The organism is Virgibacillus siamensis (assembly GCF_900162695.1).
Lineage (GTDB): Bacteria > Bacillota > Bacilli > Bacillales > Amphibacillaceae > Lentibacillus > Lentibacillus siamensis_A.
Genome location: NZ_FUIH01000007.1, coordinates 936,161 through 962,867, shown reverse-complemented (window position 1 = coordinate 962,867; position 26,707 = coordinate 936,161). Strand labels below are relative to the sequence as shown.

The 26,707-nt window shown below is 40.0% G+C and carries 28 protein-coding genes; 8 read left to right on the top strand and 20 right to left on the bottom strand.

All coding sequences use genetic code 11. The features are described from left to right. Nucleotides 1–13: 13 nt before the first annotated feature. Nucleotides 14–1,072, top strand: coding sequence for a sporulation integral membrane protein YtvI (ytvI, locus tag B1K71_RS08545; RefSeq protein ID WP_077325956.1), 1,059 nt, complete (start codon nucleotides 14–16; stop codon nucleotides 1,070–1,072). Nucleotides 1,073–1,145: 73 nt separating this feature from the next. On the opposite strand, the gene B1K71_RS08540 is transcribed toward ytvI, so the two are convergent. From B1K71_RS08540 to cyoE, 7 genes are all read right to left on the bottom strand, one after another. Continuing rightward, nucleotides 1,146–1,601: a DUF420 domain-containing protein gene (locus B1K71_RS08540; RefSeq protein ID WP_077325954.1), complete on the bottom strand. Its 456-nt coding sequence runs from the start codon at nucleotides 1,599–1,601 to the stop codon at nucleotides 1,146–1,148. A gap of 36 nt (nucleotides 1,602–1,637) precedes the next feature. Next, entirely contained in the window at nucleotides 1,638–2,543 is a 906-nt protein-coding gene (gene ctaG, locus B1K71_RS08535; protein WP_077325952.1) for a cytochrome c oxidase assembly factor CtaG, read from the bottom strand. A gap of 316 nt (nucleotides 2,544–2,859) precedes the next feature. Next, the gene (ctaF, locus tag B1K71_RS08530) at nucleotides 2,860–3,183 is read right to left on the bottom strand and encodes a cytochrome c oxidase subunit IVB (protein WP_077325951.1); all 324 of its coding nucleotides are present in this window, start codon (nucleotides 3,181–3,183) and stop codon (nucleotides 2,860–2,862) included. Between the two features lie 3 nt (nucleotides 3,184–3,186). Next, nucleotides 3,187–3,807 (bottom strand): cytochrome (ubi)quinol oxidase subunit III, encoded by a 621-nt coding sequence (locus tag B1K71_RS08525; protein ID WP_077325949.1) that lies wholly within the window; start codon nucleotides 3,805–3,807, stop codon nucleotides 3,187–3,189. Between the two features lies 1 nt (nucleotide 3,808). Beyond that, nucleotides 3,809–5,662 (bottom strand): cytochrome c oxidase subunit I, encoded by a 1,854-nt coding sequence (gene ctaD, locus B1K71_RS08520; RefSeq protein WP_077325947.1) that lies wholly within the window; start codon nucleotides 5,660–5,662, stop codon nucleotides 3,809–3,811. Between the two features lie 51 nt (nucleotides 5,663–5,713). Continuing rightward, complete coding sequence (coxB, locus tag B1K71_RS08515; protein WP_077325945.1) at nucleotides 5,714–6,769, bottom strand: cytochrome c oxidase subunit II; 1,056 nt, start codon at nucleotides 6,767–6,769, stop codon at nucleotides 5,714–5,716. Nucleotides 6,770–6,838: 69 nt separating this feature from the next. After that, nucleotides 6,839–7,780 (bottom strand): heme o synthase, encoded by a 942-nt coding sequence (gene cyoE / locus B1K71_RS08510; RefSeq protein WP_077330137.1) that lies wholly within the window; start codon nucleotides 7,778–7,780, stop codon nucleotides 6,839–6,841. Nucleotides 7,781–8,288: 508 nt separating this feature from the next. On the opposite strand from cyoE, the gene B1K71_RS08505 reads away from it, so the two are divergent. Next, nucleotides 8,289–9,209 (top strand): COX15/CtaA family protein, encoded by a 921-nt coding sequence (locus B1K71_RS08505; RefSeq protein ID WP_077325943.1) that lies wholly within the window; start codon nucleotides 8,289–8,291, stop codon nucleotides 9,207–9,209. A gap of 63 nt (nucleotides 9,210–9,272) precedes the next feature. Here B1K71_RS08505 and pyc read toward each other — a convergent pair whose 3' ends face one another. The 3 genes from pyc to B1K71_RS08490 all read right to left on the bottom strand — a co-directional run bounded on the left by pyc (nucleotide 9,273) and on the right by B1K71_RS08490 (nucleotide 14,344). Continuing rightward, a complete protein-coding gene (gene pyc / locus B1K71_RS08500; RefSeq protein ID WP_077325941.1) occupies nucleotides 9,273–12,716 on the bottom strand; it encodes a pyruvate carboxylase in 3,444 nt (1,147 codons plus the stop codon). Next, the gene (ftsW, locus tag B1K71_RS08495; RefSeq protein ID WP_077325939.1) at nucleotides 12,704–13,891 is read right to left on the bottom strand and encodes a putative lipid II flippase FtsW; all 1,188 of its coding nucleotides are present in this window, start codon (nucleotides 13,889–13,891) and stop codon (nucleotides 12,704–12,706) included. The genes pyc and ftsW overlap by 13 nt, the downstream gene beginning before the upstream one ends. Before the next feature lie 168 nt (nucleotides 13,892–14,059). Beyond that, a complete protein-coding gene (locus tag B1K71_RS08490) occupies nucleotides 14,060–14,344 on the bottom strand; it encodes a YlaN family protein (RefSeq protein WP_390350833.1) in 285 nt (94 codons plus the stop codon). Nucleotides 14,345–14,502: 158 nt separating this feature from the next. Between B1K71_RS08490 and B1K71_RS08485 the strand changes: the two genes are divergently transcribed. After that, nucleotides 14,503–14,994 (top strand): hypothetical protein, encoded by a 492-nt coding sequence (locus B1K71_RS08485; protein WP_077325937.1) that lies wholly within the window; start codon nucleotides 14,503–14,505, stop codon nucleotides 14,992–14,994. A gap of 121 nt (nucleotides 14,995–15,115) precedes the next feature. Then, nucleotides 15,116–15,721, top strand: a complete 606-nt coding sequence (locus B1K71_RS08480; RefSeq protein ID WP_077325935.1) for a YhcN/YlaJ family sporulation lipoprotein — start codon at nucleotides 15,116–15,118, stop codon at nucleotides 15,719–15,721. A 69-nt stretch (nucleotides 15,722–15,790) separates the two neighbouring features. On the opposite strand, the gene B1K71_RS08475 is transcribed toward B1K71_RS08480, so the two are convergent. Beyond that, nucleotides 15,791–16,078: a YtxH domain-containing protein gene (locus tag B1K71_RS08475; RefSeq protein ID WP_077325933.1), complete on the bottom strand. Its 288-nt coding sequence runs from the start codon at nucleotides 16,076–16,078 to the stop codon at nucleotides 15,791–15,793. A 139-nt stretch (nucleotides 16,079–16,217) separates the two neighbouring features. Here B1K71_RS08475 and B1K71_RS08470 point away from each other — a divergent pair, with 139 nt between their 5' ends. Then, complete coding sequence (locus B1K71_RS08470; protein WP_077325931.1) at nucleotides 16,218–16,421, top strand: YlaI family protein; 204 nt, start codon at nucleotides 16,218–16,220, stop codon at nucleotides 16,419–16,421. A gap of 348 nt (nucleotides 16,422–16,769) precedes the next feature. Here B1K71_RS08470 and B1K71_RS08465 read toward each other — a convergent pair whose 3' ends face one another. Further along, a complete protein-coding gene (locus tag B1K71_RS08465; RefSeq protein WP_077325929.1) occupies nucleotides 16,770–17,075 on the bottom strand; it encodes a YlaH-like family protein in 306 nt (101 codons plus the stop codon). Between the two features lie 144 nt (nucleotides 17,076–17,219). Between B1K71_RS08465 and B1K71_RS19890 the strand changes: the two genes are divergently transcribed. Next, nucleotides 17,220–17,390 (top strand): DUF5325 family protein, encoded by a 171-nt coding sequence (locus B1K71_RS19890; RefSeq protein WP_175631876.1) that lies wholly within the window; start codon nucleotides 17,220–17,222, stop codon nucleotides 17,388–17,390. A 14-nt stretch (nucleotides 17,391–17,404) separates the two neighbouring features. Here B1K71_RS19890 and B1K71_RS08460 read toward each other — a convergent pair whose 3' ends face one another. Together B1K71_RS08460 and B1K71_RS08455 are read right to left on the bottom strand one after the other, a co-directional pair. Next, nucleotides 17,405–18,214, bottom strand: a complete 810-nt coding sequence (locus B1K71_RS08460; protein WP_077325927.1) for an inositol monophosphatase family protein — start codon at nucleotides 18,212–18,214, stop codon at nucleotides 17,405–17,407. A gap of 136 nt (nucleotides 18,215–18,350) precedes the next feature. Further along, nucleotides 18,351–18,542, bottom strand: coding sequence for a hypothetical protein (locus tag B1K71_RS08455; RefSeq protein ID WP_077330133.1), 192 nt, complete (start codon nucleotides 18,540–18,542; stop codon nucleotides 18,351–18,353). Nucleotides 18,543–18,746: 204 nt separating this feature from the next. Between B1K71_RS08455 and B1K71_RS08450 the strand changes: the two genes are divergently transcribed. Then, on the top strand, nucleotides 18,747–19,364 hold the full coding sequence (locus tag B1K71_RS08450) for a YktB family protein (protein WP_077325925.1): 618 nt from the start codon (nucleotides 18,747–18,749) through the stop codon (nucleotides 19,362–19,364). Between the two features lie 145 nt (nucleotides 19,365–19,509). On the opposite strand, the gene B1K71_RS08445 is transcribed toward B1K71_RS08450, so the two are convergent. The 3 genes from B1K71_RS08445 to B1K71_RS08435 form a co-directional block, all read right to left on the bottom strand. Next, nucleotides 19,510–19,779 carry a UPF0223 family protein gene (locus tag B1K71_RS08445; RefSeq protein WP_077325923.1) on the bottom strand — a complete coding sequence of 90 codons (270 nt, stop codon included), beginning with the start codon at nucleotides 19,777–19,779 and terminating at the stop codon, nucleotides 19,510–19,512. Between the two features lie 15 nt (nucleotides 19,780–19,794). Beyond that, on the bottom strand, nucleotides 19,795–20,751 hold the full coding sequence (locus B1K71_RS08440) for an NAD(P)H-dependent flavin oxidoreductase (RefSeq protein ID WP_077325921.1): 957 nt from the start codon (nucleotides 20,749–20,751) through the stop codon (nucleotides 19,795–19,797). A gap of 130 nt (nucleotides 20,752–20,881) precedes the next feature. Beyond that, nucleotides 20,882–20,986, bottom strand: coding sequence for a GapA-binding peptide SR1P (locus B1K71_RS08435; RefSeq protein ID WP_077325919.1), 105 nt, complete (start codon nucleotides 20,984–20,986; stop codon nucleotides 20,882–20,884). Between the two features lie 365 nt (nucleotides 20,987–21,351). On the opposite strand from B1K71_RS08435, the gene B1K71_RS08430 reads away from it, so the two are divergent. Beyond that, complete coding sequence (locus B1K71_RS08430; protein WP_077325917.1) at nucleotides 21,352–22,875, top strand: glycine betaine uptake BCCT transporter; 1,524 nt, start codon at nucleotides 21,352–21,354, stop codon at nucleotides 22,873–22,875. Between the two features lie 116 nt (nucleotides 22,876–22,991). Here B1K71_RS08430 and lpdA read toward each other — a convergent pair whose 3' ends face one another. The 3 genes from lpdA to B1K71_RS08415 are packed head-to-tail and all read right to left on the bottom strand — an operon-like array spanning nucleotide 22,992 to nucleotide 26,706. Next, complete coding sequence (gene lpdA, locus B1K71_RS08425; protein WP_077325915.1) at nucleotides 22,992–24,398, bottom strand: dihydrolipoyl dehydrogenase; 1,407 nt, start codon at nucleotides 24,396–24,398, stop codon at nucleotides 22,992–22,994. 3 nt (nucleotides 24,399–24,401) lie between these two features. Next, complete coding sequence (locus B1K71_RS08420; protein WP_077325913.1) at nucleotides 24,402–25,706, bottom strand: dihydrolipoamide acetyltransferase family protein; 1,305 nt, start codon at nucleotides 25,704–25,706, stop codon at nucleotides 24,402–24,404. Between the two features lie 22 nt (nucleotides 25,707–25,728). Then, entirely contained in the window at nucleotides 25,729–26,706 is a 978-nt protein-coding gene (locus tag B1K71_RS08415; RefSeq protein ID WP_077325911.1) for an alpha-ketoacid dehydrogenase subunit beta, read from the bottom strand. Nucleotide 26,707 lies beyond the last annotated feature (1 nt).

Genomic DNA, 26,707 nt, shown 5'->3' with positions numbered 1-26,707 from the left:
ATTTTTATCCACCTTGTTCCGATCTATTTCAAAACGCCAATGGACTCTGATTTTTTTCACACTTCTGTTTATTCTATTCTGTTACTTTATATTACCGATTTCAATACCATTGCTAGTTGCTTTAGTCACAGCTTTGATGCTGAATCCACTTGTCCGGCTGTTCCAGCGAAAAACGAAAATAAGCAGGAAGACGTCGGTTATAATTGTATTTGTCCTGTTTATTATTTTAGTCGGACTTACAGGCACATTTGTCGTTACAAAAGCAGTCACACAGGTCGTCAATTTTGTGGAGGAAGTACCTGTCTATTTTCAAAAGGTCAATGCCGCTTATGCTGACTGGGAGGAGGAAGTACAGCAATATACCAAAAATCTTCCACCCGAATTTATCCGTCAGGTCTCCAGCAGTATCGAATCAAACCTTACCTCTTTAAGTAATACAGCCAAAGAAAAGATTACCATTGATAACATTGCTCAGATTTTTTCAATGATTCCGCAGTACCTGATCAGCTTTCTTGTTTACCTGATAGCCTTATTTTTATTTATGCTGGAACTGCCTGCTGTAAAAGAAAAAATGTACAACATGTTTACAAAAGAAACTGCTGAGAAAGTAACCTTCATGAATACCCGCCTTTCCAATGTTATTCTCGGTTTTTTCAAAGCACAATTTCTGGTCAGCATTATTATTTTTGTAGTGTCGCTAATCGGTTTATTCTTCATAACTCCGGAAGCTGCAATCATTATGTCATTAATAATCTGGATCATTGATTTTATCCCATTGATTGGATCCATTATTATACTTGGTCCATGGTCATTATTTATGTTACTTGCCGGAGAAACCGCGACAGGTATCCAACTGGCAATACTAGCTGTAATACTTTTGGCTATCAGAAGAACGGTAGAACCAAAAGTGATGGGCCAGCATATAGGACTTTCTCCGCTCGCAACACTTATTGCGATGTTCTTGGGAGTAAAACTGATTGGAATAGCCGGTTTTATATTAGGTCCATTATTCCTTATTGCGTTTAAATCGGCTAAAGAAGCAGGCATCATCAGATGGAAATTTAAAATTTAAAAAGCGTGCAGGAGAGTGTAAAATGTCCTTTACAAAGGGTACACTTTACTGGCTCCTGCACGCGCTTTTATTTTCAGCCGCCTAAAATGGCTTTTAGCATACTTGTCGTTGTTCCACCATCATAAATAATATACAGCAGTAAATAAACCATGACACCGGTTAATGCACTGAAGAACCAGATAATACTGGTAACAGGGCCGATTTTTCGATGAATCTTAATTTTGCGTTTGAATGCCAAAGTTATCGTAACCACACCAAAAATAGCACCGGTTGTAGCTAAAAAAATGTGGAATATCAGGAAAATGGTATAATAAATTTCGATACTTTCAGGCCCGCCAAAACTGGTATTCCCTATGAAAGCTGTTCTTGAAACATAAATAATAAAGAAAAGCAATGCACTGATTGCAGCGGCAATCATTGTTTTTTTATGTGCTTTCGGTTTATCTTTCAATATAAACCTCCATCCGAAAGCTACCAGGATGGCACTTAAAATAATAAAAAACGTACTGATTGTCGGTAGAAATGGCATATCCGAACTGTCTCCTTTTCTTGATAAAAACTACGATTAATAATCACTTGAATTCGTTGTTGGGATTGGATCAACCCGTAAACTCTCCCGATTAAACCATCCAAAGAATATTTTTCCAAGCATAGTTCCATACGTAATTTCCTGCATCAGTTTCATAATAATTCCACCCAGTTGCTGATCCTCCAATGTCGTCATTGGAGAGAACATCTCCGGTCCTGAAATACTGTATGTTATATTTTGCAGAACACCGTTTGGTACACACAATGACATCGCCTGTATCCAAGCTCCATCCTGTGAATATGCTGCATAGACCGGTACATCCGCAAAGATGATCAATACACAGGCAGGTGTGATCAGGACACCATTAGCAAAGATGTAAAATATTTTGGCAAGTGGTGACAGCTTATCGAACTCCTTCAACGGTGACATAATCGGCCACCAGACAATAAAGGCTGCAACTAAAATTATCAATGAAATACTTGTATGTGCTACCTGTGATGATTTCGCAAAATCAAAGATCCCAGGCATGTGATACAACGAAAATAATGTATTAAACAATAAAAGTGAAATCAATGGCTTGGATAAAAATGAAATGATTGGCTTCACTACTGGTTTATAAACAATCTTTTCCCATATCCATTTCGGAATACCTTTAATAATAAAAATCGGAAATATTAAGTAGTAGATAGCCATTTGAATCATGTGTGCTGTCAGCATGATATGTGACAAAAGATCAACTGGAGCACCCTTGACAGCATACAATAAGACCATTGCAGCATAAAAGAAAAACTTTTGTTTACCGGTAGGCTTCTCCCCACCTCCGAATTTATGCCGATACGGTCCAGTAACAAGAAAATATAGCAATGCTAATCCCAAAACAAACAAAAAATAAAAAGGGCTCCATAAAGCACGGAATCCGAAAATTTGTATTTCCAACCACATAAACAACCACTCCATAGATGGATTATTCTATAATTATAACGCATTTTGGGTCAAACACGCATTTCTTATGTGACAATTTAGGAACAAAAGGATGTAAGACATGTAAAATAACACAATCAGTTTCGCAGTTCATATTATCAACCATCTTCAGTACAATATCAACTCTTAATCAACATTTATCGACCTTCCCGGTTAAGATATCAACCACCACCGACCGAAAATCAACTTTCATGAACCGGGTGAAGTCCTTAAATCGGTTCATTTAACATTAAACAAAAAAAGGCCGGGAACAGTGCCCCGGACCTTCTTTTACAACTTACCACCAAGTAATGACACCCAATCCTGTAAGGGTCAGAATTGCTGCCCAAATACCACCGTAGATTAGGATTGACGGAATTTCATGATCTTTATCTTTCATATGCATGAAATAATAAAATTGGAAGCCTACCTGGATTACCGCAAGAATAATCAATACAGGTATGACAAACATTTTATCCATCGCTTCACTGATTACAATCCCAAATGCAATCAACGTGAAGATAATCATTAAAGCAAAAGTAATCAGTTGTTTTTTCATTTCTTCTTTATTTTTTTCTTTTTGAAATGGATTAATCTGATTAGAGTTTGAGTTCTCCGACATTCATTAACCCACCTTTCCCATCAGGTAAACTACTGTGAAAATAAACACCCATACTACGTCAATAAAGTGCCAGTAAAGACTAAATGTGTAGAATTTAGGCGCATTATACAGATTCAAACCGCGTTTGGCATTTCGAATCATCAGCGAAATTAACCAGCAAAGACCAAATGTCACGTGCCCGCCATGAAATCCAACGAGTGCATAAAATGCAGAGCCAAATGCTGATGACCGGAATGTAAATCCATATTCATGGATGTAATGTGTAAATTCATACAGTTCACATGCAAGAAATCCAAAGCCAAGTAAGGCCGTAATTCCCAGCCAAAGCTGCATCTTATTAAACGAGTTGTTTTTCATATGGTAAACCGCATATACACTTGTTAATGAACTTGTCAGCAGAAGAATCGTCATCAAGAAGACAAGTTCCAGACCGAACAGTTCACTTTCCGTTGGTCCGCCCGCTGCTGAATTACGTAATGCAATGTACGTTCCAAACAGACAAGCAAAAAGAACAGTTTCACCGCCTAGGAAGAACCAAAAGCCGAGAAATTTATTTTTGCCTTCAAGGGTGGCTTTTTCCGGTTCATGCGGCATTACTTCCGGATTTAAGGAATGATCACTCATATTAGTCAGCCTCCCTTTCAAGTTCTTCTTTAGGGATATGGTAGCCGTGATCATCTTTCAATGATCTGGTCAGCATACAGCCAAGCAATGTTGCCATACCGCCGAACAACAATATGTATGCCCAGCTGTGATCCATATGGTAAATAAATCCAAAGCCTGCAACGAACAAGCCAAGACTCATCAGGAATGGCAGGAATGAACCGTTTGGCATATGAATATCGCCTACTGGTTCTGCAGGGGTCATAGTCCCTTTACCTTCCGTTTTTTCAACCCAAAGCGGGTCCAATCCGCGAACTAACGGAACTTGCTTAAAGTTATAATGGACCGGTGGTGATGCGGTGGCCCATTCAAGTGTACGTCCATCCCACGGATCATCAACAGCCTTTTCTCCTTTTACAGCAGTGTAAACGATGTTGTAAAAGAATACAATTACAGCAAAAGCCATAAAGAAGGCACCAATCGTACTTATCAGGTTACCGGTGTCAAGTCCGGATCCAATTTGATATACCCAATAACGGCGTGGCATTCCCATCAGCCCAAGAAAGTGCTGAATGAAGAATGTCAAATGGAAACCAATAAAGAATGTCCAGAAGGTTAAATAACCCAATTTCTCATTAAGGATGCGACCGAACATTTTTGGCCACCAGTAATGCAGACCCGCAAAAATACCAAAGATGGTACCACCGACAATTACATAGTGGAAATGCGCTACTACGAAATACGTATCATGATACTGATAGTCGGCAACAACAGATGCGACCATTACCCCGGTCATACCACCAATGGTAAATGTCGGAATAAATCCGAGTGCCCAGAGCATTGCTGAATTAATTTTAATTTGGCCGCCCCACATGGTTGCAAGCCAGTTGAAAATTTTGATACCTGTCGGCACTGCAATTGCCATTGTTGCGATTGCAAAAATAGAGTTTGCTACCGGTCCGAGACCAACTGTAAACATATGGTGAGCCCAAACCATGAAGCCTAGAAATGCAATCAGCATTGTAGCAAAAACCATTGCTGTATAACCAAACAAACGTTTCTTCGCAAAAGTTGAAAATAAATCACTAAATACACCAAATAATGGAAGGATTAGGATATAAACTTCCGGGTGGCCGAAAATCCAGAATAAATGCTCCCAAATTATGGCATTACCACCAAGTGAAACATCGAAAAATGCCGATCCGAACATCCGGTCAAACATTAGCAGGAACAAACCGATTGTTAATGCAGGAAATGCGAATAAAATCAGTACGCTTGTAATAAATGTTGACCAAGTGAATAATGGCATTCTCATATATGTCATACCGGGTGCACGCATATTAATAACGGTTACCAGGAAGTTAATACCACCAATCAATGTCCCGGCACCGGCTATTTGCAGACCGATGACATAAAAGTCCACCCCATGTCCGGGTGATGTCGTCGATAGTGGTGCATACGAAGTCCAACCTGCATCTGGTGCTCCACCTAAAAACCAACTGCAGTTTAGAATAAGTCCCCCAAAGAAAAACAGCCAAAATCCCAATGCATTCAAAAATGGAAACGCAACGTCACGCGCCCCTATTTGCAATGGAACGGCGGCATTCATCAATCCAAGGATCAACGGCATCGCTGCCAGAAAGATCATTGTTGTACCATGCATAGTTATCATCTCGTTATACAGTCCCGCGCTGACGAAATCGTTTTCAGGCTGCATCAGCTGTATACGAATAACCATTGCTTCCAATCCGCCTAGGATAAAGAATAATCCACCGCCGAAAAGGTAAAGGTGTGCTATTTTCTTATGATCGACAGTTGTCAAATAGTCCCATAACACAGCACCGAAGCTTCTTTTCTGAGTAACTGCTGTACTCACAACGTTTACCTCCTTTTATATGTTTCACATAAATTTAAATTAATACAAATATTACTTTTCTTTAGCATCTTCCGGTGTAATTTCAGATGGTTGAAGCTGCATTAAATACTCGGCAATCTTGCTTGCTTCTTCTTTTGATACATCTGGATATTTACCGGTCATTTTATTGCCTGGTTTAACAGACTCCGGATCCATGATCCATTTCACCAGATTTTCTTTCGTTGGGTCTAAAATACCTGCGATTTGTGAACGGTCTCCAAAGTTTGTCAGGTTAGGTGCAACTTGAGCTGGTGACGATCCAATCGCATGACATCCCATACAGTTATTTTGCTGGAACAGCTGCTGCCCTTCCTGAGCTACTTTACTCTCAGGTTTTGCTTTCGGATCTACATTCTTCATATCCTTAACCCATTGATTGAATTCATCTTTACTGACTGCAATAACCTTAAAGTCCATCAGTGAGTGTGAAGGTCCGCAAAGCTCGGCACATTTACCGTAATAGACGCCTTCTTCAAATGCTTTAATATACATTGTATTTTCATTGGCAGGGTTAACGTCCATTTTACCTGAAATTGACGGAACCCAGAAAGAGTGAATAACATCTGAAGATTTCATGTTCAAATAAACTTTTTCACCAACCGGAATATATAAATCCTGACTGGTTTGAATCTTTTGTCCCTTGTAATTAAAGTGCCACCAATATTGGTTGCCGGTTACTTCCACATTCAGATGATCTTTTGCTTTCGTATTATCTGCAAGATCAAACGTGGCAATAACAGTCGGTACTGCAATAATAAGCAGCAGAATGATTGGAATAACAGTCCAGATTGTTTCCAGTGTTTTATTTCCTTCCACCTGTTTAGGAATGAAATCTTTTTGACCCTTCTTCTTGCGGAAACGCACTAATACGGTGACGTAAACCAATACAACAACTGCAAAAACGAATAACATGATTACAGTGGTTAAAAGAATTAAATCCATTGAAGTTTCAGCACCATACCCTTTTGGCTTTAAAGCGGTCAGGTTTTCCTTGCCGCATCCGGCCAATAAAAGTGCCAACATGCTCAACAGAAAAAATATTCGGGATTTACCCATCCAGCCTTTCATGTATTCATACCTCTCTTTCTCTTTGTGATTTTCCTTATATCATAAATTGTTATAAGTAAGGAACTATTTTCAGCTTAAGGGGAACTCGAATGTTACAACTACCATCGTCAGAAAAAAGATGGTCAGATAATTCAATGAATAAATAAATATCATATTTGCCCATTTCAAGTCGTTCTTCATGAAAAAACCACTAATACCCAGTGCAAGCCAGCCAATGTTCAGGAGCGTTGCTATTACGAGAAATGTTGTCCCTAAAGTTGAAAGATAGAATGGTAACGGCAGCAAACACGCAATATAAATCACAATTTGACGTTTTGTAAAGCCAAAACCATGTACAACAGGGAGCATTGGGATACCGGCATTTTTATAATCCTCGGTCTTCTTCATGGCAAGGGCAAGAAAATGGGGCGTTTGCCAGATAAACATAACGAGAAACAGCACAATTGCTGTTAAATGAAGATCTGGATCAACTGCTGCCCAACCAATTAATGGCGGAACTGCACCTGAAATGCTTCCAATTGCCGTGTTTAGCGTATACTTGCGTTTGGACCACATCGTATATAGCACTACATACGTAAACCAGCCGATAAAACCAATAACAGCCGCCGTCACAGTCGCAAATGATAAAAATATGACGCCTGCTGCGGTGGCAGACAGTCCCAATATAAGAGCGTTATTTAATGATATGCGCCCTGTTACGGTAGGTCTGCTTTTTGTGCGCGACATAATTGGATCAATATCAACATCGAACCAGTTATTCATAATACAGCCGCCAGCTATCACAAGTGCACTGCCAGCCATCGTAAATATAAATATGTCCCAATTGGCAGCAAATGTCGCACCGGTAAAGTACAAAGCCAGCCAAAATCCGGCAAAAGTCGTTATCAAATTAGAATTCACAATACCCACTTTAATTAGTGACTTTATTTCCGAAAAAAGCGACGCATTACTGTCTCCTGCTGCAGATGCATTGCCAATTAATTGTGAAGAATTAGTCTCCACTTTATCCATTACATGAATCCCCCCTTCAATTGCCAAATTGCACATAAAAATCCAAGGCATATATTCTTATCCTGCCTAAGTACTCCCAAACTATCCACCATAAATTAACCTAATTGTATCATGGAATAACAATACAATCTATTTAATGACATAGACCATACTTTCATTTTACAATTTTGTGACCCTGACAAATGTGACAAATTTGTGAAAAGGCAACATAAAATAAAATGAAAGGCTGAATCAGCCTTTACTGTTCGAAACAATTATGTATATTTCCCATGAAAACAGGCATAGTGGCATGAAGCTTAGCAAATATCCCCTACTTTATTTCTAGCAAACAACGGTAAACAATGCAAGGGTTTTTTTCCTTTTTATTAATGAAAATAATGTGAAATCGTATTTATATTTCACGCATGCAATCCATCATATGTTATAGTAACATTTGATTGCGAACATAAGTGCATTATATTATCAGTATTATACTGTTTACTATTTTTACAAAAAGCGAGGAAGACTTATGATTAAAATATTAAAGTGGCTTTCCGTTGTTTCCACATTGGGTATGGTTTTTGTGCTGCTGGGAGGTGCCCTTGTTACCAAAACAGGTTCGGGAATGGGATGCGGTGCCAGTTGGCCTCTCTGTCATGGAGAATTTGTCCCAACAGCCATATCTCCGGAACTTATTATCGAGCTAAGTCACAGACTTATATCCGGAATTATGGGAGTTGTTGTATTGGCGTTGTCCATATTATCCTGGATTTATCTTGGACATGTCCGCGAGGTTAAATTCTTGTCGTTTCTATCCTCGTTCTTTCTAATTCTGCAAGCATTAATAGGCGCCGCAGCGGTTGTCTGGAACCAGTCGGACTTTGTACTGGCAACACATTTCGGAATATCGCTAATATCATTTGCAGCAATATTTCTGCTCATGCTGTTAATTTTTGAGATTGATCGAAAATTCGACGCGGAATCACTTGTTATTCAGAAGAAACACCGAATCGAAATTTACTGCATAACCATTTATACATTAGTAGTTGTTTATACAGGAGCATTGGTACGCCATGCCCATTCCAGTTTGATTTGCCCTGACTGGCCATTCTGTTCAAACAGTGACCCACTCGCATTGGCAGGATTCAATATGCAGGAATGGATACAGATGGGACATCGATTGGCTGCTGGTATTCTGTTTATTTGGACCATCGTTTTATTCATTAAAATGATCAGGAATTACCGGAATAACCGGATTATGTACGGAGGATGGATTGCAACACTTTCATTAATAGTATTGCAGGTGTTTCTTGGTGCTATGATTATATTCACCATGCTTAATCTGTGGATTGCTCTATTGCATGCATTTGTCATTTCGTGCTATTTTGCAATGCTTAGCTATTTTGTATTGCTTTCAAAACGAAGTGGAAAACAACGGACAAAAAAATAGACCATTAGAAGAGGGAAATGTATTCGGTACATTTCCCTCTTCCTTTATGCCTGTATATTCTTTTTACTCAAATTCAATCAGAAGGTCATTTACAGCAATTGTTTCACCGTTTTTGACATGAATATCCTTGATAACACCCGTGAACGGTGCCTGAACAGTAGTTTCCATTTTCATTGCTTCTGTGATCAGCAAATGGTCACCTTTTTTAACCTTTTCCCCTTTTTCGCAAATAACTTCAACTACAGTTCCCGGCATTGTTGCCCCAATATGTTTATCATTGCTGCTGTCAACTTTCGGCCGTGTTTTAATTTGCGGTTTAACACTTTCATCTTTTACAACTACTTCACGGGATTGTCCATTTAGTTCAAAATATACAACCCGTGTTCCATCTGCATGTGGTTCCGAAATAGAAACAAGTTTTACAATCAGTGTTTTCCCTTGTTCAATTTCAACCTCGATTTCTTCACCAAGCCGCATGCCATAGAAGAATGTGAGTGTATCCAGTACGGAAAGATCTCCATATTGTTCCGTGAATCGATGATAATCCATGAACACCTTTGGATAAAGTGCATAGGAAATCAAATCAAAGCTTGTTACCTGACGATCCAGCGTCTTGAACAGAGATTCTTTCAATTGTGTAAAATCAACAGCATCCAGTAATTCACCCGGGCGAACTTTGATTGGTTCCTTCCCTTTCAAAATAATGCGCTGTAATTCTTGTGGGAATCCTTGGTATGGCTGCCCAAGATACCCTTGTGCAAATTCAATAACAGAGGCAGGAAAATCAATCGATTCTCCACGTTCATAAATGTCATCTTCAGTCAGATCGTTTTGTACCATAAATAAGGTCATATCCCCTACCACTTTCGATGAGGGTGTCACCTTAATAATATCACCGAACATTTCATTGACCTGGCTGAACATTGCTTTAACCTCATTCCAGCGGTTTCCCAGCCCTACAGCTTTGGCTTGCTGTTTTAGATTACTGTATTGTCCGCCTGGCATCTCATGAAAGTAAATCTCGGTATGAGGTGCCTTCATGCCACTTTCAAAATCCTGATAATAATTGCGGATACCTTCCCAATAATGAGCTAATTTTTCGTAGGACTCTACATTTACTTTTGGCTGACGGTTTGTACCTTCCAATGCATGATAAAGGGATTGCGCACTTGGCTGGGAGGTCATACCTGCCATCGGTCCACAAGCTATATCAACCGCATCCACCCCTGCATCAACTGCACGGGCATACATATGAACCCCATTACCACTCGTATCATGTGAATGAAGATGTACCGGCAGATCAACAGTCTCTTTCAATGTATTGATCAATTGAAATGCTGCTTCAGGTTTCAAGAGACCGGCCATATCTTTAATGCCAAGGATATGTGCGCCCGCAGCTTCAAGTTCTTTTGCGAGATTTTTATAGTAATCTAAATCGTATTTCGTTCTGCCGGTATCCAGGATATCTCCTGTATAACACATGGCAGCTTCTGCAATTTTATTATTTTCCCGTACAAAATTGATTGCCGGACGCATGCCTTCCAGCCAGTTCAGACTGTCAAATATGCGAAATACGTCAATTCCTGCTGTAGCACTTTTCTCAACAAATTCCTTAATAAGATTATCCGGATAGTTTTTATATCCTACAGCATTGCTGGAGCGAAGAAGCATTTGAAAAAGCACATTCGGCATTTTCTCCCTAAGCTTCAGAAGACGCTGCCATGGGTTTTCTTTCAGGAAACGGAATGACGTATCAAAAGTAGCGCCACCCCACATTTCTACTGAAAACAACTGTGGCAGCAAACGGGCTGTTGGTTCGGCTATCTGCAGCAGATCTTTTGTACGAACCCTTGTTGCCAGCAGTGACTGATGCGCATCACGGAAAGTTGTATCTGTCAGCATCACGTTTTTTTGTTCTTTTAACCATTGTGCCAAATATTCAGGACCATGTTCATCCAAAATTTGTTTGGTGCCTGAAGGAAAATCGTCGAGTCGGTCAATTTTCGGAATTGGCGCTTTCTGTATAGATGGCTTTTTCTTGTTTTCAATCCCCTCAAAGCCATTTACGGTTGTATTACCAATGTATGTCAGCATTTTTGTTCCGCGGTCTTTTCGTTTTGGAAATACAAACAGTTCCGGTGTTTGATCAATAAATGTTGTGCTGAAATGACCGGATAAGAAATTAGTATGCTGAATAACATTTTCCAGAAACGGAATATTTGTTTTGATACCACGTATCCGGAATTCTTTTAAGTTTCTGACCATTTTTTGTGCAGCTTGCTCAAAACTTAGTGCCCAGGTGGAAACTTTCACAAGTAGTGAATCGTAGTGCGGCGAGATGACCGATCCCTGAAAACCATTCCCGGCATCAAGTCGAACCCCGAAACCTCCCCCGGTACGATAAGCCATGATTTTACCTGAATCAGGCATAAAATTATTTAATGGATCCTCTGTTGTAACACGTGACTGAATTGCATACCCGTTCGTCCTTATATCGCTCTGTTCAGGAATCCCGATTGATGGCTCATGTATATTCATGCCTTCAGCAATTTTTAATTGTGTCTGAACAATATCAACCCCGGTAATCATTTCGGTAATCGTATGCTCAACCTGTACGCGGGGATTAACTTCAATAAAATAGAATTGATCATCAGTTACCAGAAATTCGACTGTTCCCGCATTCAGATAGTCAACATTTTTCATTAGACTAACAGCTGCATCGCAAATTTCCTTGCGCAGTGAATCAGGAAGCGAAACACTCGGTGCAATCTCAACAACCTTTTGATGACGCCGCTGAACGGAGCAGTCGCGTTCAAACAGATGTACAATATTCCCATGACTGTCTCCAATGATTTGAACTTCAATATGTTTTGGATTTTCAATCAGTTTTTCAACATAAACCTCGTCACTTCCAAACGCAGCGCGCGCTTCGGACCTGGCACGGTCATATGCTTCGGACAGTCCATTTTTATTGCGGACAATCCGCATACCGCGTCCGCCTCCGCCGAGTGAAGCCTTAATAATGATTGGATAGCCGTGTTTCTCGCCGAATGCTTCCATTTCATTCAATGACGATACAGGTCCGTCACTTCCTGGTATTACCGGAATAGCAGCTTCGATTGCCTGTTCTCTCGCCTTTACTTTATCACCAAACATATTTAAATGTTTACTTGTTGGTCCAATAAAAATAATACCTTCCTCTTCACAGCGCCTGGCGAAATCGATATTTTCGGACATGAAGCCATACCCTGGATGAATTGCATCCACTCCTACATTTTTTGCTGTTTCAATCACATCTTCAATGTCAAGATAGGCATCAATCGGCTTCTTCCCTTCTCCAATAAGATAGGCCTCGTCCGCCTTATAACGATGGTAAGAACCACTATCTTCCTTGGAGTATACGGCAACAGTACGTATATTCAGTTCGGTACATGCCCGAAACACGCGTATCGCTATCTCTCCCCGATTTGCAACAAGTACTTTCTTTATCTCTTTTACTTCACCCATGTTTTTCCTCCTCTATTTTTGAATACATTGCTAGCATTTGTTGGTTGTTTCTTTACTGGTTCACTTTCCTGTTCTTGTTTATGAACAGTTTTGGCAATATTGTTCAGAATGCCCATAGAAATCATCATCACCAGCAATGAGGATCCCCCATAGCTCACAAACGGCAGCGGCACGCCGGTAATAGGCAGTAATCCGGTAATGGCGCCTAAATTAATAAACGCCTGGACACCAACCATCGATGAAATTCCAATTGCAAGCAAAGCACCAAAACTTTCTCTGCTCTTTCTGGCTATAAAAAAACCGCGTAAAACAATAATACTCAGTAACCCCAATACAACAGCAACACCGGTGAAGCCCAGTTCCTCGGCGATTACCGCCATAATAAAATCAGTATGCGGCTCAGGTAAATAACCTAATTTTTGAACACTGTGACCGAGACCTTCTCCCGTCAATCCGCCAACTCCAATGGCCAGGTACGATTGAATCAGATGATAGCCATCTGTATCAGGTGTTTCAAATGGCTGATAAGCTCCGGTAAATCTGGATAGCCGCTCTTCAGTAACCATGCTTGGAATAGCCAAGGCAACCAGTGATAACCCGATTAATACAAGAATTGTCAAATGTTTGAAACGTATTCCCGAGCTGAAAATTACTGAACAGGCAATCAAAAATATAATTGCAGCTGTTCCTACATCGGGTTGCATTAAAATGAGACCCAGGATAATTGCTGTCATAACTAATGGCGGCAATACTCCCTTGTTAAATTCGCTTATGTATTCCTGTTTTTTTGAATAAACGGAGGCAAGATACATGATCAGTGCAAGCTTGGCAAATTCAGATGGCTGCATACTGACCAGCCCAAAGTCAAACCACGATTTTGCACCGTTTACAACATTTCCAAAGAGAAGAACACCAACAAGCAGAATAACAGTCACTAACATAATCAGCTTCATCAACTTCTGGTAATACTTATATGGAAAAATACTGGTAAAAGCAAAACCTCCTACAGCAATAATAAACCATTGAATCTGCTTAAAGAGGTAATGTGTGCTCTCATATCCTTCCACTACTGCATATACCATACTTGCGCTGTAAATCATCACAATACCGAACCCTGTCAGAAATACAGGTGTAATCATAAGCGTAAAATCATAATCCTTAAATTTCTTTATCATCTCTGTTCTCCCCGATATATGTATTTCATAATAACAGATGAAATAGAAATTTCAATCAGTATAACATAATTTTCAATGTTATGGCACATTTCTGTTTCATCTTTTTAAACAAAAAAACCTTGCCACAATCCGATCGGCAAAGTTTTTTGGTAAAGTTATAACATGACATTACACAGATTTCTGTGCTGTTTCATGTAAAATATTGAGCTGCCTTTCCAAATTCTCCAGAAGTGCTTTACCTTCATTTTCGCTGATTAAATTTAAACGTACAGCAAAATCAATTTCCCTTGAAAGACCAAACATCTGTGTATCAAGAACTTCCTCATAGAGAGGGCATTGCGGCATCGTCAAGTTTTCTATTTGTACTTCTATTAGCCTCAGTATTTTATCAGCATCAGCCTTTAGAAGGGCATAAGCTTTTTCACGATGGGTTTCAGTCACCTCAGGAATCATTTATATCCCCTCCATCAAAAAGACTTTGTTCTTTACTATATTATCGTTTGCATGATAAAAATGCAAATAAAATCAGGTAATTTCAACACTATTTTTTCGTGAAATATTTTCGTATGTCTGCTATCCTAGATAATGACAATATAGAGAGGTGGCATAACATGATCGTACCAATACTGGGAAATGTTACATATAAAATCACACTTGATCCTACTGTATGGATCTTTGATGACCGAAAAGTATTATTCGAGGAAGCGTTTCTCGATGAAAAAGAGAAAGATAATACGAAGGAAGAAGAATTGAAACAAGCTTCTGAGCGGTGGGACCGGGCAGTTTATCAGCAAAAAATAAATCCGCCGATTAATCAAAGCATTTCACGTTTCGAAAGGGAAAAAATATTAGTTAATTCCTATGTAATGCCTATAAAAGATTTTGTGGAATACGCAGAAAGCGGCAATGATGCAACAGATGTAACACTGAAAACCAAGCACGGAGATGTCGAAATCACGCTGGATCAGTTATTAAATTGTTATCTTCTGTTTGCTATCGATGGTAAACCGGTGAAAACCGATGGTCCGGTGCATCTGTTTTTTAAAGACGGGTCTAATAAGGACAATCCAATAACCGGTATTGAAAAAATCATCATCAACTAACAATGTTGAGACTGGGACATGTTCCGGTCTCAATTTTTTAATTCCAAATGTATATTTTATGGTCCTCCATGCAAACTAGTTAGAAAGTAATTCCGTCACAACCATTAAAGGAGGAGCATACATGCTGTTACGTTTAGGAATACTGTCAGTTGCAGGATTTATCTTATTGACCGGCTGTCAGCAAAATCAGGGAGAACAATCATTACCAAATGAAGATCAGAATAATAATGATCGTATTGTACAAATAGATGATTCCGATCCGATGGACAAACAGAATTTAAGCAATGGTGAGATAGCTCAACATCTTTCCAATGTCGCCAGCGAGGTACCGAACGTAAATGATGCAGCCTCAGTGGTTGCCGGATCCTACGCCGTAGTGGGTATTGATGTGGATAAGGATCTTGACCGATCACGGGTTGGGTCAGTTAAATATTCTGTATTGGAAGCATTAAAACATGACCCCTACGGTAAAACCGCAGTAGTCGTTGCCGATGCGGATGTTGTTCAGCGGCTGCGAAACATGGGCGACAAAATTAATCAAGGTTACCCAGTACAAGGTGTCGTTGATGAGCTTTCTGCAATTGTCGGCCGATATATGCCTGATTTCCCAATTAATGAAAACAGACCGGATGAACCGGATCAAAACAAAAAAACTACGCCAAACAACAAGGAAAAACAATTGGATGATATTGAAGAGGACCAATCGAATAACCATAATAAAGAATAGCCTGCATGCCGTTTATACCGATTTACTAAATAAAAGGTGCTTTCTGACTATGACAGAAAGCACCTTTTATTATTTGGAATCCTCTTCTTCTTTTGCTTTATTATAATACTGTACACCGAACTGAGATCCTTCAGAAACCATTTTGGAATTTTCCTCTTGGGCCGGAACATTTTCTTCCAACTGATCAGGTTTCCCAGCCTCCTCCAATGTAGAATCCTCTGTATTATCCATTAATTTGTCCTTAACGGCATTCATTTTCTCTTTCAATTTATTGCGGTTTTCCTCATCTTTCAGAAGATATCCTGTGACACCTGCACCTATTGCTCCTGCCACCGAAGCAAGATATCTTTTTCTCATCAAATCAACCTTTCCTCAAATTTTTTGATGTTAATTATACGTATTCCCATCCTATTCTCGTATAAAACCTGTTCTTTTATACACGGTTACATCATGTTATAGTATTAAGTAAGAAGCCTAATATTTTGAGGTGAATACAATGAATGTAAAATGTGTTTTATGTGACACAGTTGAAGATATTGACAGTCAATCATTGGAAGCGAAACGATTACGCAATCGTCGAATCCATATGTATTTGTGTGATGAATGTGACCAGCGTATAGGCAAAAAAACAAAACAGCGGCATGCTACAGGAAATTTCAAGTTATATGAGGAAAGAAAAAAGAAAGACAGTCTTATATAAACAGCGAAAACGCCCATTTAGCTTCAGTGATTGTGTTCTGTATATAAGCAAAGCTCCCAAATACCGGGAGCTTTTGTTCTTATCTAGAAAATTATAAAATTTTATGCTTGTGTATAATTAGATTACCGAAAGAGCCGCGTCCAGCTCCAGCGCCCAGCAACTAGCAAACTTCACACTCCTCCACTGCGATAAAGAAGACTTGCCGATTGGTGAAACCAGAGGCTTAGTCGCACTTATACCCTTGTGATGAAAGTCAACATCGGTTCGAAATGAAAGGAAGATCGGCTAAAATCGCCGCTTTGCGCGGCAACGCCGATCCACGCTACACGGGCGCTTGCGCTTTTGTTCTTATACACCAGATTTTTGCTTCCTTTCCCGATGCAATCGAAATCGGTAAATAGCAAGAATGAGCGACATAATTATAAGACTTTCTGTAATGGGATACCCTACCACACTGAAAAAAGTTATGATAATCGACCCAATGGCTAACAATATGTATACCAATAAAGACTTTAATAGTGGCAGTTTGCGCGCAAACCCCAGTTTATATGCAATTGCTGCAAAGATTAGATTCGCAAAGTAAAAAATTGCTAATTCATGGCCATGAAAATTCTCCACAACAAAGTTAAACAACGGGCTGAAATTTGTATTCATTTATATCCTCCATTACCAGTTAACATTAAAACTCCTATACTATCATACTAAATCTTACAGTTGCATGCTAGTTAAAAAAATGTCATTTTTATGATATTCTTGAAAGGCTTGAAGTTCATTGTACTTAGCAAAGAGGTGTCAGAAATGAAAAATATCAATATACCGATGCTGCTTTTGGCTACACTGGTTATTCTTATGTTTGTATTGGTCGGAATCTCCATCGCCTACCGCAACATCTGGTTTGTACTCCTATTCATCATATTAGGCTTTGCCTTCATGGGATATGGATTATCACTCAAACGAAAAAGAAAGTGACCCGAATTCCGGTGTCACTTTCTTCCTGCTTTCAGATGTTTATCAATTATCTCGTGTTTTATCGAAGGATTGCATGCCACAATTGAATTCTTCTTCAACATATTTATTTCTTCCCCAGTCGCTGTATAGATTTCTCCGCCAACTTCTTTAAGAATGATAACCCCTGCCGCGAAATCCCATGGCGCCAGTGACATGGAGATGTATCCGTCCATAATACCTTCCGATACATAAGCAAATTCCAGTGCAGCTGATCCGTAAAGCCGTGTTCCCCTAATTGTCCGGATAAATTGCTGCATCACTTTTTCATCCACTAATCTATTTTCACACAACCAGAAATGGTTCATTCCTATAATCGACTCGGTAATTTGTTTTTCACTATTAAGCTTAGGCAGCCTGTAATCATTTTTGTAGGCTCCTTCCCCCCGTTTGGCACTATAAATTGTATCGGCCATGACATCATAAATAAATCCAAATTCACCGATACCTTCATGGTAAACACCGACGGAAATGGCAAAGTTTCGTTTCTGATGAACAAAATTCATGGTACCATCAATCGGATCTATAATCCAGACAGTTCCTTTCAAACTGCCTAAAGTATCCCCATACCCTTCTTCGCTGATAATCTTATCATCAGGATACTTCTGTTTTATACGGCTTACAAAAAAATATTCAATATCTTTATCCATTGTTGTCACAAGGTCATTTCGATTCGATTTTGTTTCAATCTCAAGCGGTTCCGCCATCTTTTTCCGGATAACCATACCCGCTTGTAAAACCCAGTCTTTGGCCTGATTATATATTCTATTCCGCATTTCCAAGTTCATAACGTATCCTCCATTATATTTATCAGTTATTTTATCATACCAGATTGAAGGATACGAATCACGAAATCATTCCATAATAAAATGGCCCCGATATTTGTTCATATTGAACATATGTAGAAAGGGGCCACATACCTATTTAATTCGTTTCCGCTTCCACCAGCTGACGGTGCAATTGTTTCAACCGCTCCTTGGTCTTTATAATTTCCACATGATCATGTGCCTGCATCGCATCATGTAATGTAACCAGCTCATAATCAATTTCCATACGTATGACGGGCAGTTTTTCCTGTGCTTCTTTCTTTCGTAATGCTTCCATTACATATTTCAACACACTCACACCCTTCCAGATGGCTTTTATTATATATATGATGTTTGAATGAAAAAGGTTCATCATTATCAGTTAATTATTTTACATTACCCTTTTTGACAGCATTACAAACATTAAAAACGGTAATACTTGACTGTCAGCGCTATTTACCTAATAATAATTATTATAATCTGTAATAGGATAACGTTGAAAGGATGTAGCAAAATGGGTTTTAGAGGATTTTCCAAAAAAGACTTTGATACATTTCATATTAATGGTCTGGATAACCGAATGAAGGCAATTCAGGAACGGATTCAGCCAAAATTTAAAGCGATTGGCGAAAAATTGACAGAAAGTCTTGAAGAAATGACAGGAACTGAAATGTATGTCCATATCGCTCAGCATGCAAGAAGGACCGTAAACCCGCCAAACGATACATGGATGGCATTTTGCCATAACAAACGCGGTTATAAAAAACATCCGCATTTTCAAATCGGATTATTTGATGATCATCTATTTATGTGGCTGGCCTACATTTATGAGCTTCCAGATAAGGAAAAGTATGCTTCGACATTCCTCGAATATTTGGAGGATATAAGAGGGACAATCCCAAGCAATTTCGTTATTTCCCAGGATCATATGAAAAAAGACGCTACCGCTTTATCCGAGATTGATTTGGAACATGCACTGACCCGTTTCAAAAATGTGAAAAAAGCAGAATTCCTAATTGGTAAACATTTCGAGCCTGCTGATCCAGCATTAAAATCCGGTAAAGCATTTATTCATGAGGCAGAAGAAACTTTTAAAAAGCTTGCACCGCTGTACAAACTATCAATGGGTTGAGGATTTAAAAAAAGCTGGGATATATCAAAAAGTGTTCAAAGGACGAACAAGCAGGAAATTTCCGGAGCGGTTATCCGCTCCACTTCCTACTTAATTGTTCGGTATTTTTCTTTGGATAAAACACTTTAGTCCCAGCCTAAATTTTTTATTTCATTTTTATAAATTTTCCTTCCGTATTACGGGCTTGTTTCACAACCGGATAACATTTATATCCCGATGCTCTTTCAAAGGTGGCGAAATATGTCTTTTCTTCACTCTTAGAAGGAACGATTACTTTAAACCTGCGATATGCAGCCAGCAAAACATTCCGTTTCACCTGCTTCTCATACGCATTTTCAATCAAATTGAAAAAATGTACAACATCTATAATCTCCTGCTTGCTCCATGTTTCATCAAACGGATAATGATAATTCATTATGATAACCCCACTTTATTTCCATCGTCCAGCTATAGCTTCGGCTTCCGAAACCATCGATTTTATTAATTCTTCCACTGTCGGAATATCATGAATCCTTGCAGCGCTTTGACCTGCCCAGCCAAAACCTTTCTCCGCTTCACCATCATAAATATACCGTTTATTAGCCTGTCCGCTTATGTAGGTTTTTAATGATTCATAATCTCCATATTTTCCCTCTATATCCAAAATTTCATCTGTCCAGGTGTTTCTTAATGCACGTGCAGGTGCCCCCAGCGACCGCTTTATGACAACCGTTGAATTTTCGTCTGCATCCAAAATTGCCTGCTGATAGGATTCATGTGCATCCACACATTCCTTAGTTGCTATAAACCTGGTACCCATTTCAATACCTTCAGCGCCAAGTGCCAGCGCCGCGAGCATGCCCCTGCCATCTGCAATCCCGCCTGATGCAATGACCGGAATAGATACAGAATCAACAACTTGTGGCGTTAGCACAAACGTACCGATATCTCCTCTTCCAAGATGTCCGCCGCCTTCCTGGCCGACAACCATAACCGCATCCGCACCTAATTTCTCCGCCTTTTCCGCCTGTCTGCGTGCCGCTGTAAGGACCAATTTTTTAATTGGATGTCCTTTTACCATATCAAGAACACCTTTTGGGTTTCCGCCAGTTACCGAAATAGCGGGAACCTTTTCTTCAACTGCAACTTCAACCATGTGTTCATATGCTCTGCCGTGCTGTCCGATGGCAAAATTTACACCAAATGGCTTATTTGTCATCGTTCTTACCTTTCTAATCTCATCCCTCAATTCATCTGGCGAGGAAAGACTCATCGCTGTTATTTGCCCAAGGCCGCCTGCATTGGAAACTGCGGCTGCAAGATCCGCATATGCCAGATATGCCAACCCCCCTTGAATAATTGGATATTCAATATTAAAAAGTTCCGTAATTTTCGTATTCCAATTCATGTCAGCATCCCCTTTTTCTCTTTATCCTACCATGCAGCCTGATTGAAAAACCAACAGAAGCCCTTGAGACAAAACGAAGCAAAACAAAAAACCGTATGGCGTTCATACGGTCTGTTTTATTTATTACGATTTAGTTTTCTTCACAAGTTGGACATGTTCCATAAAGAGTAGTAACCTTCTCATCATCAAAATGATCGATTACCTGCTGACAATCCTGACAAACAATCGTACCCATATGGCACAACTCCTTTTTTGTAAGATTCAATATAACACTGTATTAGGATTATAATATGACACAATTAAAGAGTCAACCCCAATTAGTATAACATATTAAATGAATTATGTTTTTGTTCCTCATTTAGCACCTACTATTATTTTAAACTCCTTCCCTGCAGAATTCCTTTATACACTAAGAAATATGTTGTTTATTATCCTGAAGTATGGGTATATATAAAAGAATCTGCAGGAATGTATTTTTCGGATTCGGAGAAGATAAGGGCAGCATATTTTTTTGTTGAATAATTTAGTCTTGTATGTTTTAATACAACAATGTGTGCCTTCAACTTATTGAAAATAATCTACATAGAAAGGAATGAAATAATGCAAAAAGTAACAAGAGTATTTTGGATATCAGCTGTTATAACAATATTATTCGTTATTTGGGGAATCATTCCAAAGGACGTATTGCCAACAGCAAATCTGGACACCGTTACAACAAATATTCAAACTGTTATAGTGAATGATTTCGGTTGGTTCTACTTGCTTACTGCAACGGTCTTTGTCATATTTTCTATTTACCTTATCTTCTCTAAATATGGAAAGATCAGGCTTGGCAAACCGGGAGAAAAACCGGAATATTCTTATATTACGTGGTTTGCGATGCTATTCAGCGCCGGCATGGGTATCGGCCTAGTATTTTGGGGGGCCGCGGAACCGGTCAGTCACTTTCATAACCCGCCATATGGTGATCCAGGATCAGTGGAAACCGCCAAAACAGCAATGCAGTACAGCTTCTTTCACTGGGGATTACATCCATGGGCAGTATATGCAACACTTGCATTGGCACTTGCCTACTTTAAATTCAGAAGACAGGCACCCGGACTTGTCAGTTCCATTCTGGAGCCACTATTCGGTGATCGGGTAAAAGGTCCATGGGGAACACTTGTTGATGTTATTGTTGTATTCGCAACTGTATTTGGTGTAGCTACATCACTCGGTTTTGGAGCGATTCAAATCAGTGGTGGTTTCTCATATGCTTTGGGAATGCCCAACACATTTATGGTACAGTTGATTATTATTATAGTAGTTACAGTGCTCTATATGACTTCTGCCATGACCGGGTTAAACAAAGGGATTAAATATTTGAGTAACACCAATATAGTGCTTGCGATTTTATTGATGCTCTTCCTGCTGTTTGCGGGACCAACAAATTTCATCATTAAAATGTTCACATCAACGTTTGGCAGCTATATACAAAATCTTCCATCCATGAGTTTCCGAATGACTCCTTTTAATTCGGACAACACTTGGGTAAAAGATTGGACTATTTTCTACTGGGCTTGGTGGATTGCATGGGCTCCATTTGTTGGTACATTTATTGCCCGTGTTTCCAGAGGACGAACAATCCGTGAATTCGTATCAGGTGTTTTGCTTGTCCCAACCATATTCGGTGCCATATGGTTCTCGGTATTTGGGGGATCCGCAATTAACCTGGAGTATTTCCAAGATATAAATATTATGAAAGATATTAATGAGATTGGAACTGAAACAGCATTATTCGCTGTACTGGACCAATTTCCGCTCGGAATGGTTATGTCCATACTTGCAATTTTGCTTATCAGCACGTTTTTTATTACATCTGCAGACTCCGCAACATTTGTTCTCGGGATGCAAACAACCGGCGGAAGCCTTTACCCGCCAAACCAAGTAAAATTCGTATGGGGTATACTACAATCAGCCGCTGCCACAGTCCTGTTATGGCAGGGTGGTCTGCAGGCTTTACAAACCGCATCCATTATCGCTGCATTGCCATTTGCGGTAATAATGATTCTTATCGTCATATCATTGATGAAAGCATTTAAACAAGAGGCTAAAGAAATGGAAATGAAACGAAAAAACAGCTAAGTAAAAAGGCAGACCGGATGCTCCGGTCCGCCTTTTTTAGATATGTAAATTAGGCTCTACTTGTATCCAGCGCAAAAGAACTGCCCCTTTTTTAAGAGGCAGTTCTTTTATTAAAGTTACATTGTATGGATTGGCATACCCAATGCCACATCGGCAGCTTCCATAACTGTTTCACCAAGGCTTGGATGTGCATGAATGGTAAGTGCGATATCTTCTGCTGTCATACCAGCTTCAATTGCAAGTCCGACTTCAGCAATAACATCACTCGCGTTAGGACCGGCAACCTGAGCACCAATTACAAGACCGTCTTCTTTCCTTGTAATTAACTTCATGAAGCCATCAGTGTCATTTAATGATAGTGCACGTCCATTAGCTGCAAATGGGAACTTGGATGCCTTTACGTCATAGCCGGCATCTTTTGCTCCTTTTTCAGTATATCCGACAGTTGCAAGTTCCGGATCGGAGAATACTACAGCAGGAATGCCGAGATAATCAATTTGTGATTTCTCACCGCTGATTGCTTCCGCAGCAATTTTTCCTTCATAAGAAGCCTTATGAGCAAGTGGCGGACCTTCAACAATATCCCCGATAGCGTATATGTTGTCAATATTTGTGCGGCATTGCTTATCAATTTTAATAAGTCCTTTGTCGTCCACTTCAATACCAACCTGTTCAAGACCAAGTTCCTGTGTATTAGGCCGGCGTCCAACTGTTACAAGCACATAATCAGCTTCAACTGTTTCTTCATTGCCGTTTGCTTCATACGTAACTTTTACACCGTCTTTGGACTCTTCAACACCTTTAGCCATTGCTTCTGTAATGACATTGACACCTTTTTTCTTAAGACGTTTTTTAACAACTTGCTTCATCTGTTTTTCGAATCCGCCAAGAATTTCCTTTGTACCTTCCAAAACAGTTACCTCAGTACCGAAGTTTGCATAAGCGGTTCCAAGCTCCGTTCCGATATAACCGCCGCCAATAACGACCATTTTTTCCGGAATTTCATCCAAATTAAGTGCGCCAGTTGAGTCAAGCACACGATCGGAAAATTTAAAGCTCGGAATTTCAATCGGTGATGAACCTGTTGCAATAATACAGTTATTGAATGTATAAGTCTGTGATTGTTTTTCGTCCATAACTTTCACAGTGTTTTTATCAACAAAATATACTTCGCCTTTTACAATGTCTACCTTATTTCCTTTTAAAAGACCTTGAACTCCGGAAGTAAGTTTGTCAACCACTTTTCCTTTCCATTCCTGAACTTTGGAAAAATCAACTGATACATTTTCAGTTTTAATTCCCAGCTCTTCATTACCATGAGCATGTTCGGTCAAGTGACCCGCTTGAATCATGGCTTTTGATGGAATACAACCAACGTTCAGGCAAACACCGCCAAGATTTCCTTTCTCAACGATTGTTACTTTTTGACCGGTTTGAGCGGCACGGATGGCAGCTACATAGCCGCCAGGTCCTGCTCCCACAACCAGTGTATCAACTTCAATTGGAAAATCTCCTACTACCATAATTTACGCCTCCATCATAATAAGTTGTGGATCGTTCAGTAACCGCTTGATCTGATTAAGTGCCAATTGTGCAGTTGCACCGTCAACAATACGGTGGTCAAAACTTAATGAAACCGCAAGTACTGGCGCTATCACAATTTCACCATCACGGACGATTGGTTTTTCTGCAATACGGCCAATTCCCAAAATAACTGCTTCCGGGTAATTTAATACCGGTGTAAACCACTGCCCGCCGGCGGATCCAATATTGGTTATTGTATTGGATGCACCTTTCATCTCTTCAGAAGTTAGTTTACCACTGCGCGCTTTATCTGCCAACTCATTAATTTCCCCGGAAATCGCAAAAATCGACTTTCGATCGGCATCTTTTACCACAGGCACCAGTAAGCCTTTATCTGTATCAGCTGCAATTCCGATATTGTAATAATGCTTGTAGATAATTTCATCAGATTCATCATCTACCGCTGCATTCAAAATCGGGTATTTCTTCGATGCGGATACAAGTGCTTTTGCAACATAAGGAAGATACGTCAATTTAATCTCTTGCTCAGCTGCAATTTCTTTGAATTTCTTACGGTGTGCGACCAGTTCAGTAACGTCCACTTCGTCCATTAACGTAACATGCGGTGCTTTCGTTTTTGAATTAACCATTGCATTGGCAATAGCTTTGCGGATTCCAGTCATTTTCTCACGGGTTTCCGGATAGTCGCCTTTAGGCACAGTTGTTTCAGCTGATGGGGATTTAGATTCGGTTTCTTCAGCTTTCGCCTCTTCAGCAGACTGGTCACCACTTACATAACTGTCCACATCCTCTTTCAGGATACGTCCATTTTTTCCGGAACCCTGCACGTCTTTGATGTTCACATCATTGTCCCGCGCATACTTGCGGACAGATGGCATAGCAATAACCCGTTTGTCATCTGAAGCGTCTGTTTCGGATGATTGCTTTCCGGATGATTTATCGTCCGTTTCACCCTTATCTTTTGATTCCTGCTTATTGTCTGCCTCTTCTTTTTCTTCCTGCTTGTCTTCTTCATCAGAAGTATCTTCTTCGTCATCAGACTCATAGCCTTCTGCGTCAAATGTGATGATTGTATCGCCAACGACTGCGACCGTTCCCTCATCAACATGAACTTCTTCCACTGTTCCATCTACCGGAGATGGTATTTCCACAACGGCTTTATCATTTTGCACTTCGCAGAGGACGTCATCTTCCTTGACTTCGTCGCCTTTTTTAACGAACCATTTAACGATTTCACCTTCATGGATACCTTCACCAATATCAGGTAGCTTAAAATTATAAGCCATTATTCTGCCTCCCATCTTTTAATTAAAAGTTGATTGATTCTTTGACTCTTTCGATAATGTCTTTGTGATCTGGCAGCCAGATTTCTTCAGCCTGTGAAAATGCGTAAACAGTATCAGGTGCTGTAACTCTTAGAATTGGTGCTTCGAGATGGAGTATGGCGCGCTCCTGAATTTCCGAGATAACGTGTGAGCCTACTCCTGCCTGACGCTGTGCCTCTTGAACCATTACCATTCGGTTCGTCTTTTTCACCGATTCAACAATTGTGTCAACATCAATTGGTGATACCGTACGCAAATCAATTACTTCCACACTGATATCATCCTTTTCCAGTTCATCAGCAGCTTTCAGCGCGGCATGAACCATCGCACCATAAGCAACAATTGTTATATCATCACCATCGCGTTTAACATCTGCCTTGTCCAAATCAACTGTGTATTCCTCATCAGGAACTTCGCCACGGAATGAACGATACAATTTCATATGTTCCAGGAACAATACAGGGTCATTGTTGCGGATTGAAGATATAAGCAAACCTTTTGCATCATATGGTGTACTCGGAATTACAACGCGAATACCTGGCTGTTGCGCGATTAAGCCCTCAAGTGAATCCGCATGGAGTTCAGGTGTATGCACGCCGCCGCCGAATGGCGAACGAATTGTAATCGGCATTGGGTGAGTGCCGCCGCTGCGGTAACGCATCCGTGCCATTTGGCCGTTAACTGCATCCATCGTTTCGTAAATAAAGCCGAAGAACTGAATTTCAGGCACCGGACGGAATCCTTGTGCTGCAAGACCGATGGACAGTCCGCCAATTCCAGATTCAGCAAGTGGTGTATCAAACACGCGCTCTTCGCCAAATTCCTTCTGCAAGCCTTCCGTTGCACGGAAAACACCACCGTTTTGGCCAACATCTTCACCGAATACAAGCACATTTTCATCATTTTTCAATTCATTGTGCATTGCATCAGTGATTGCTTGAATCATTGTTTTTTGTGCCATG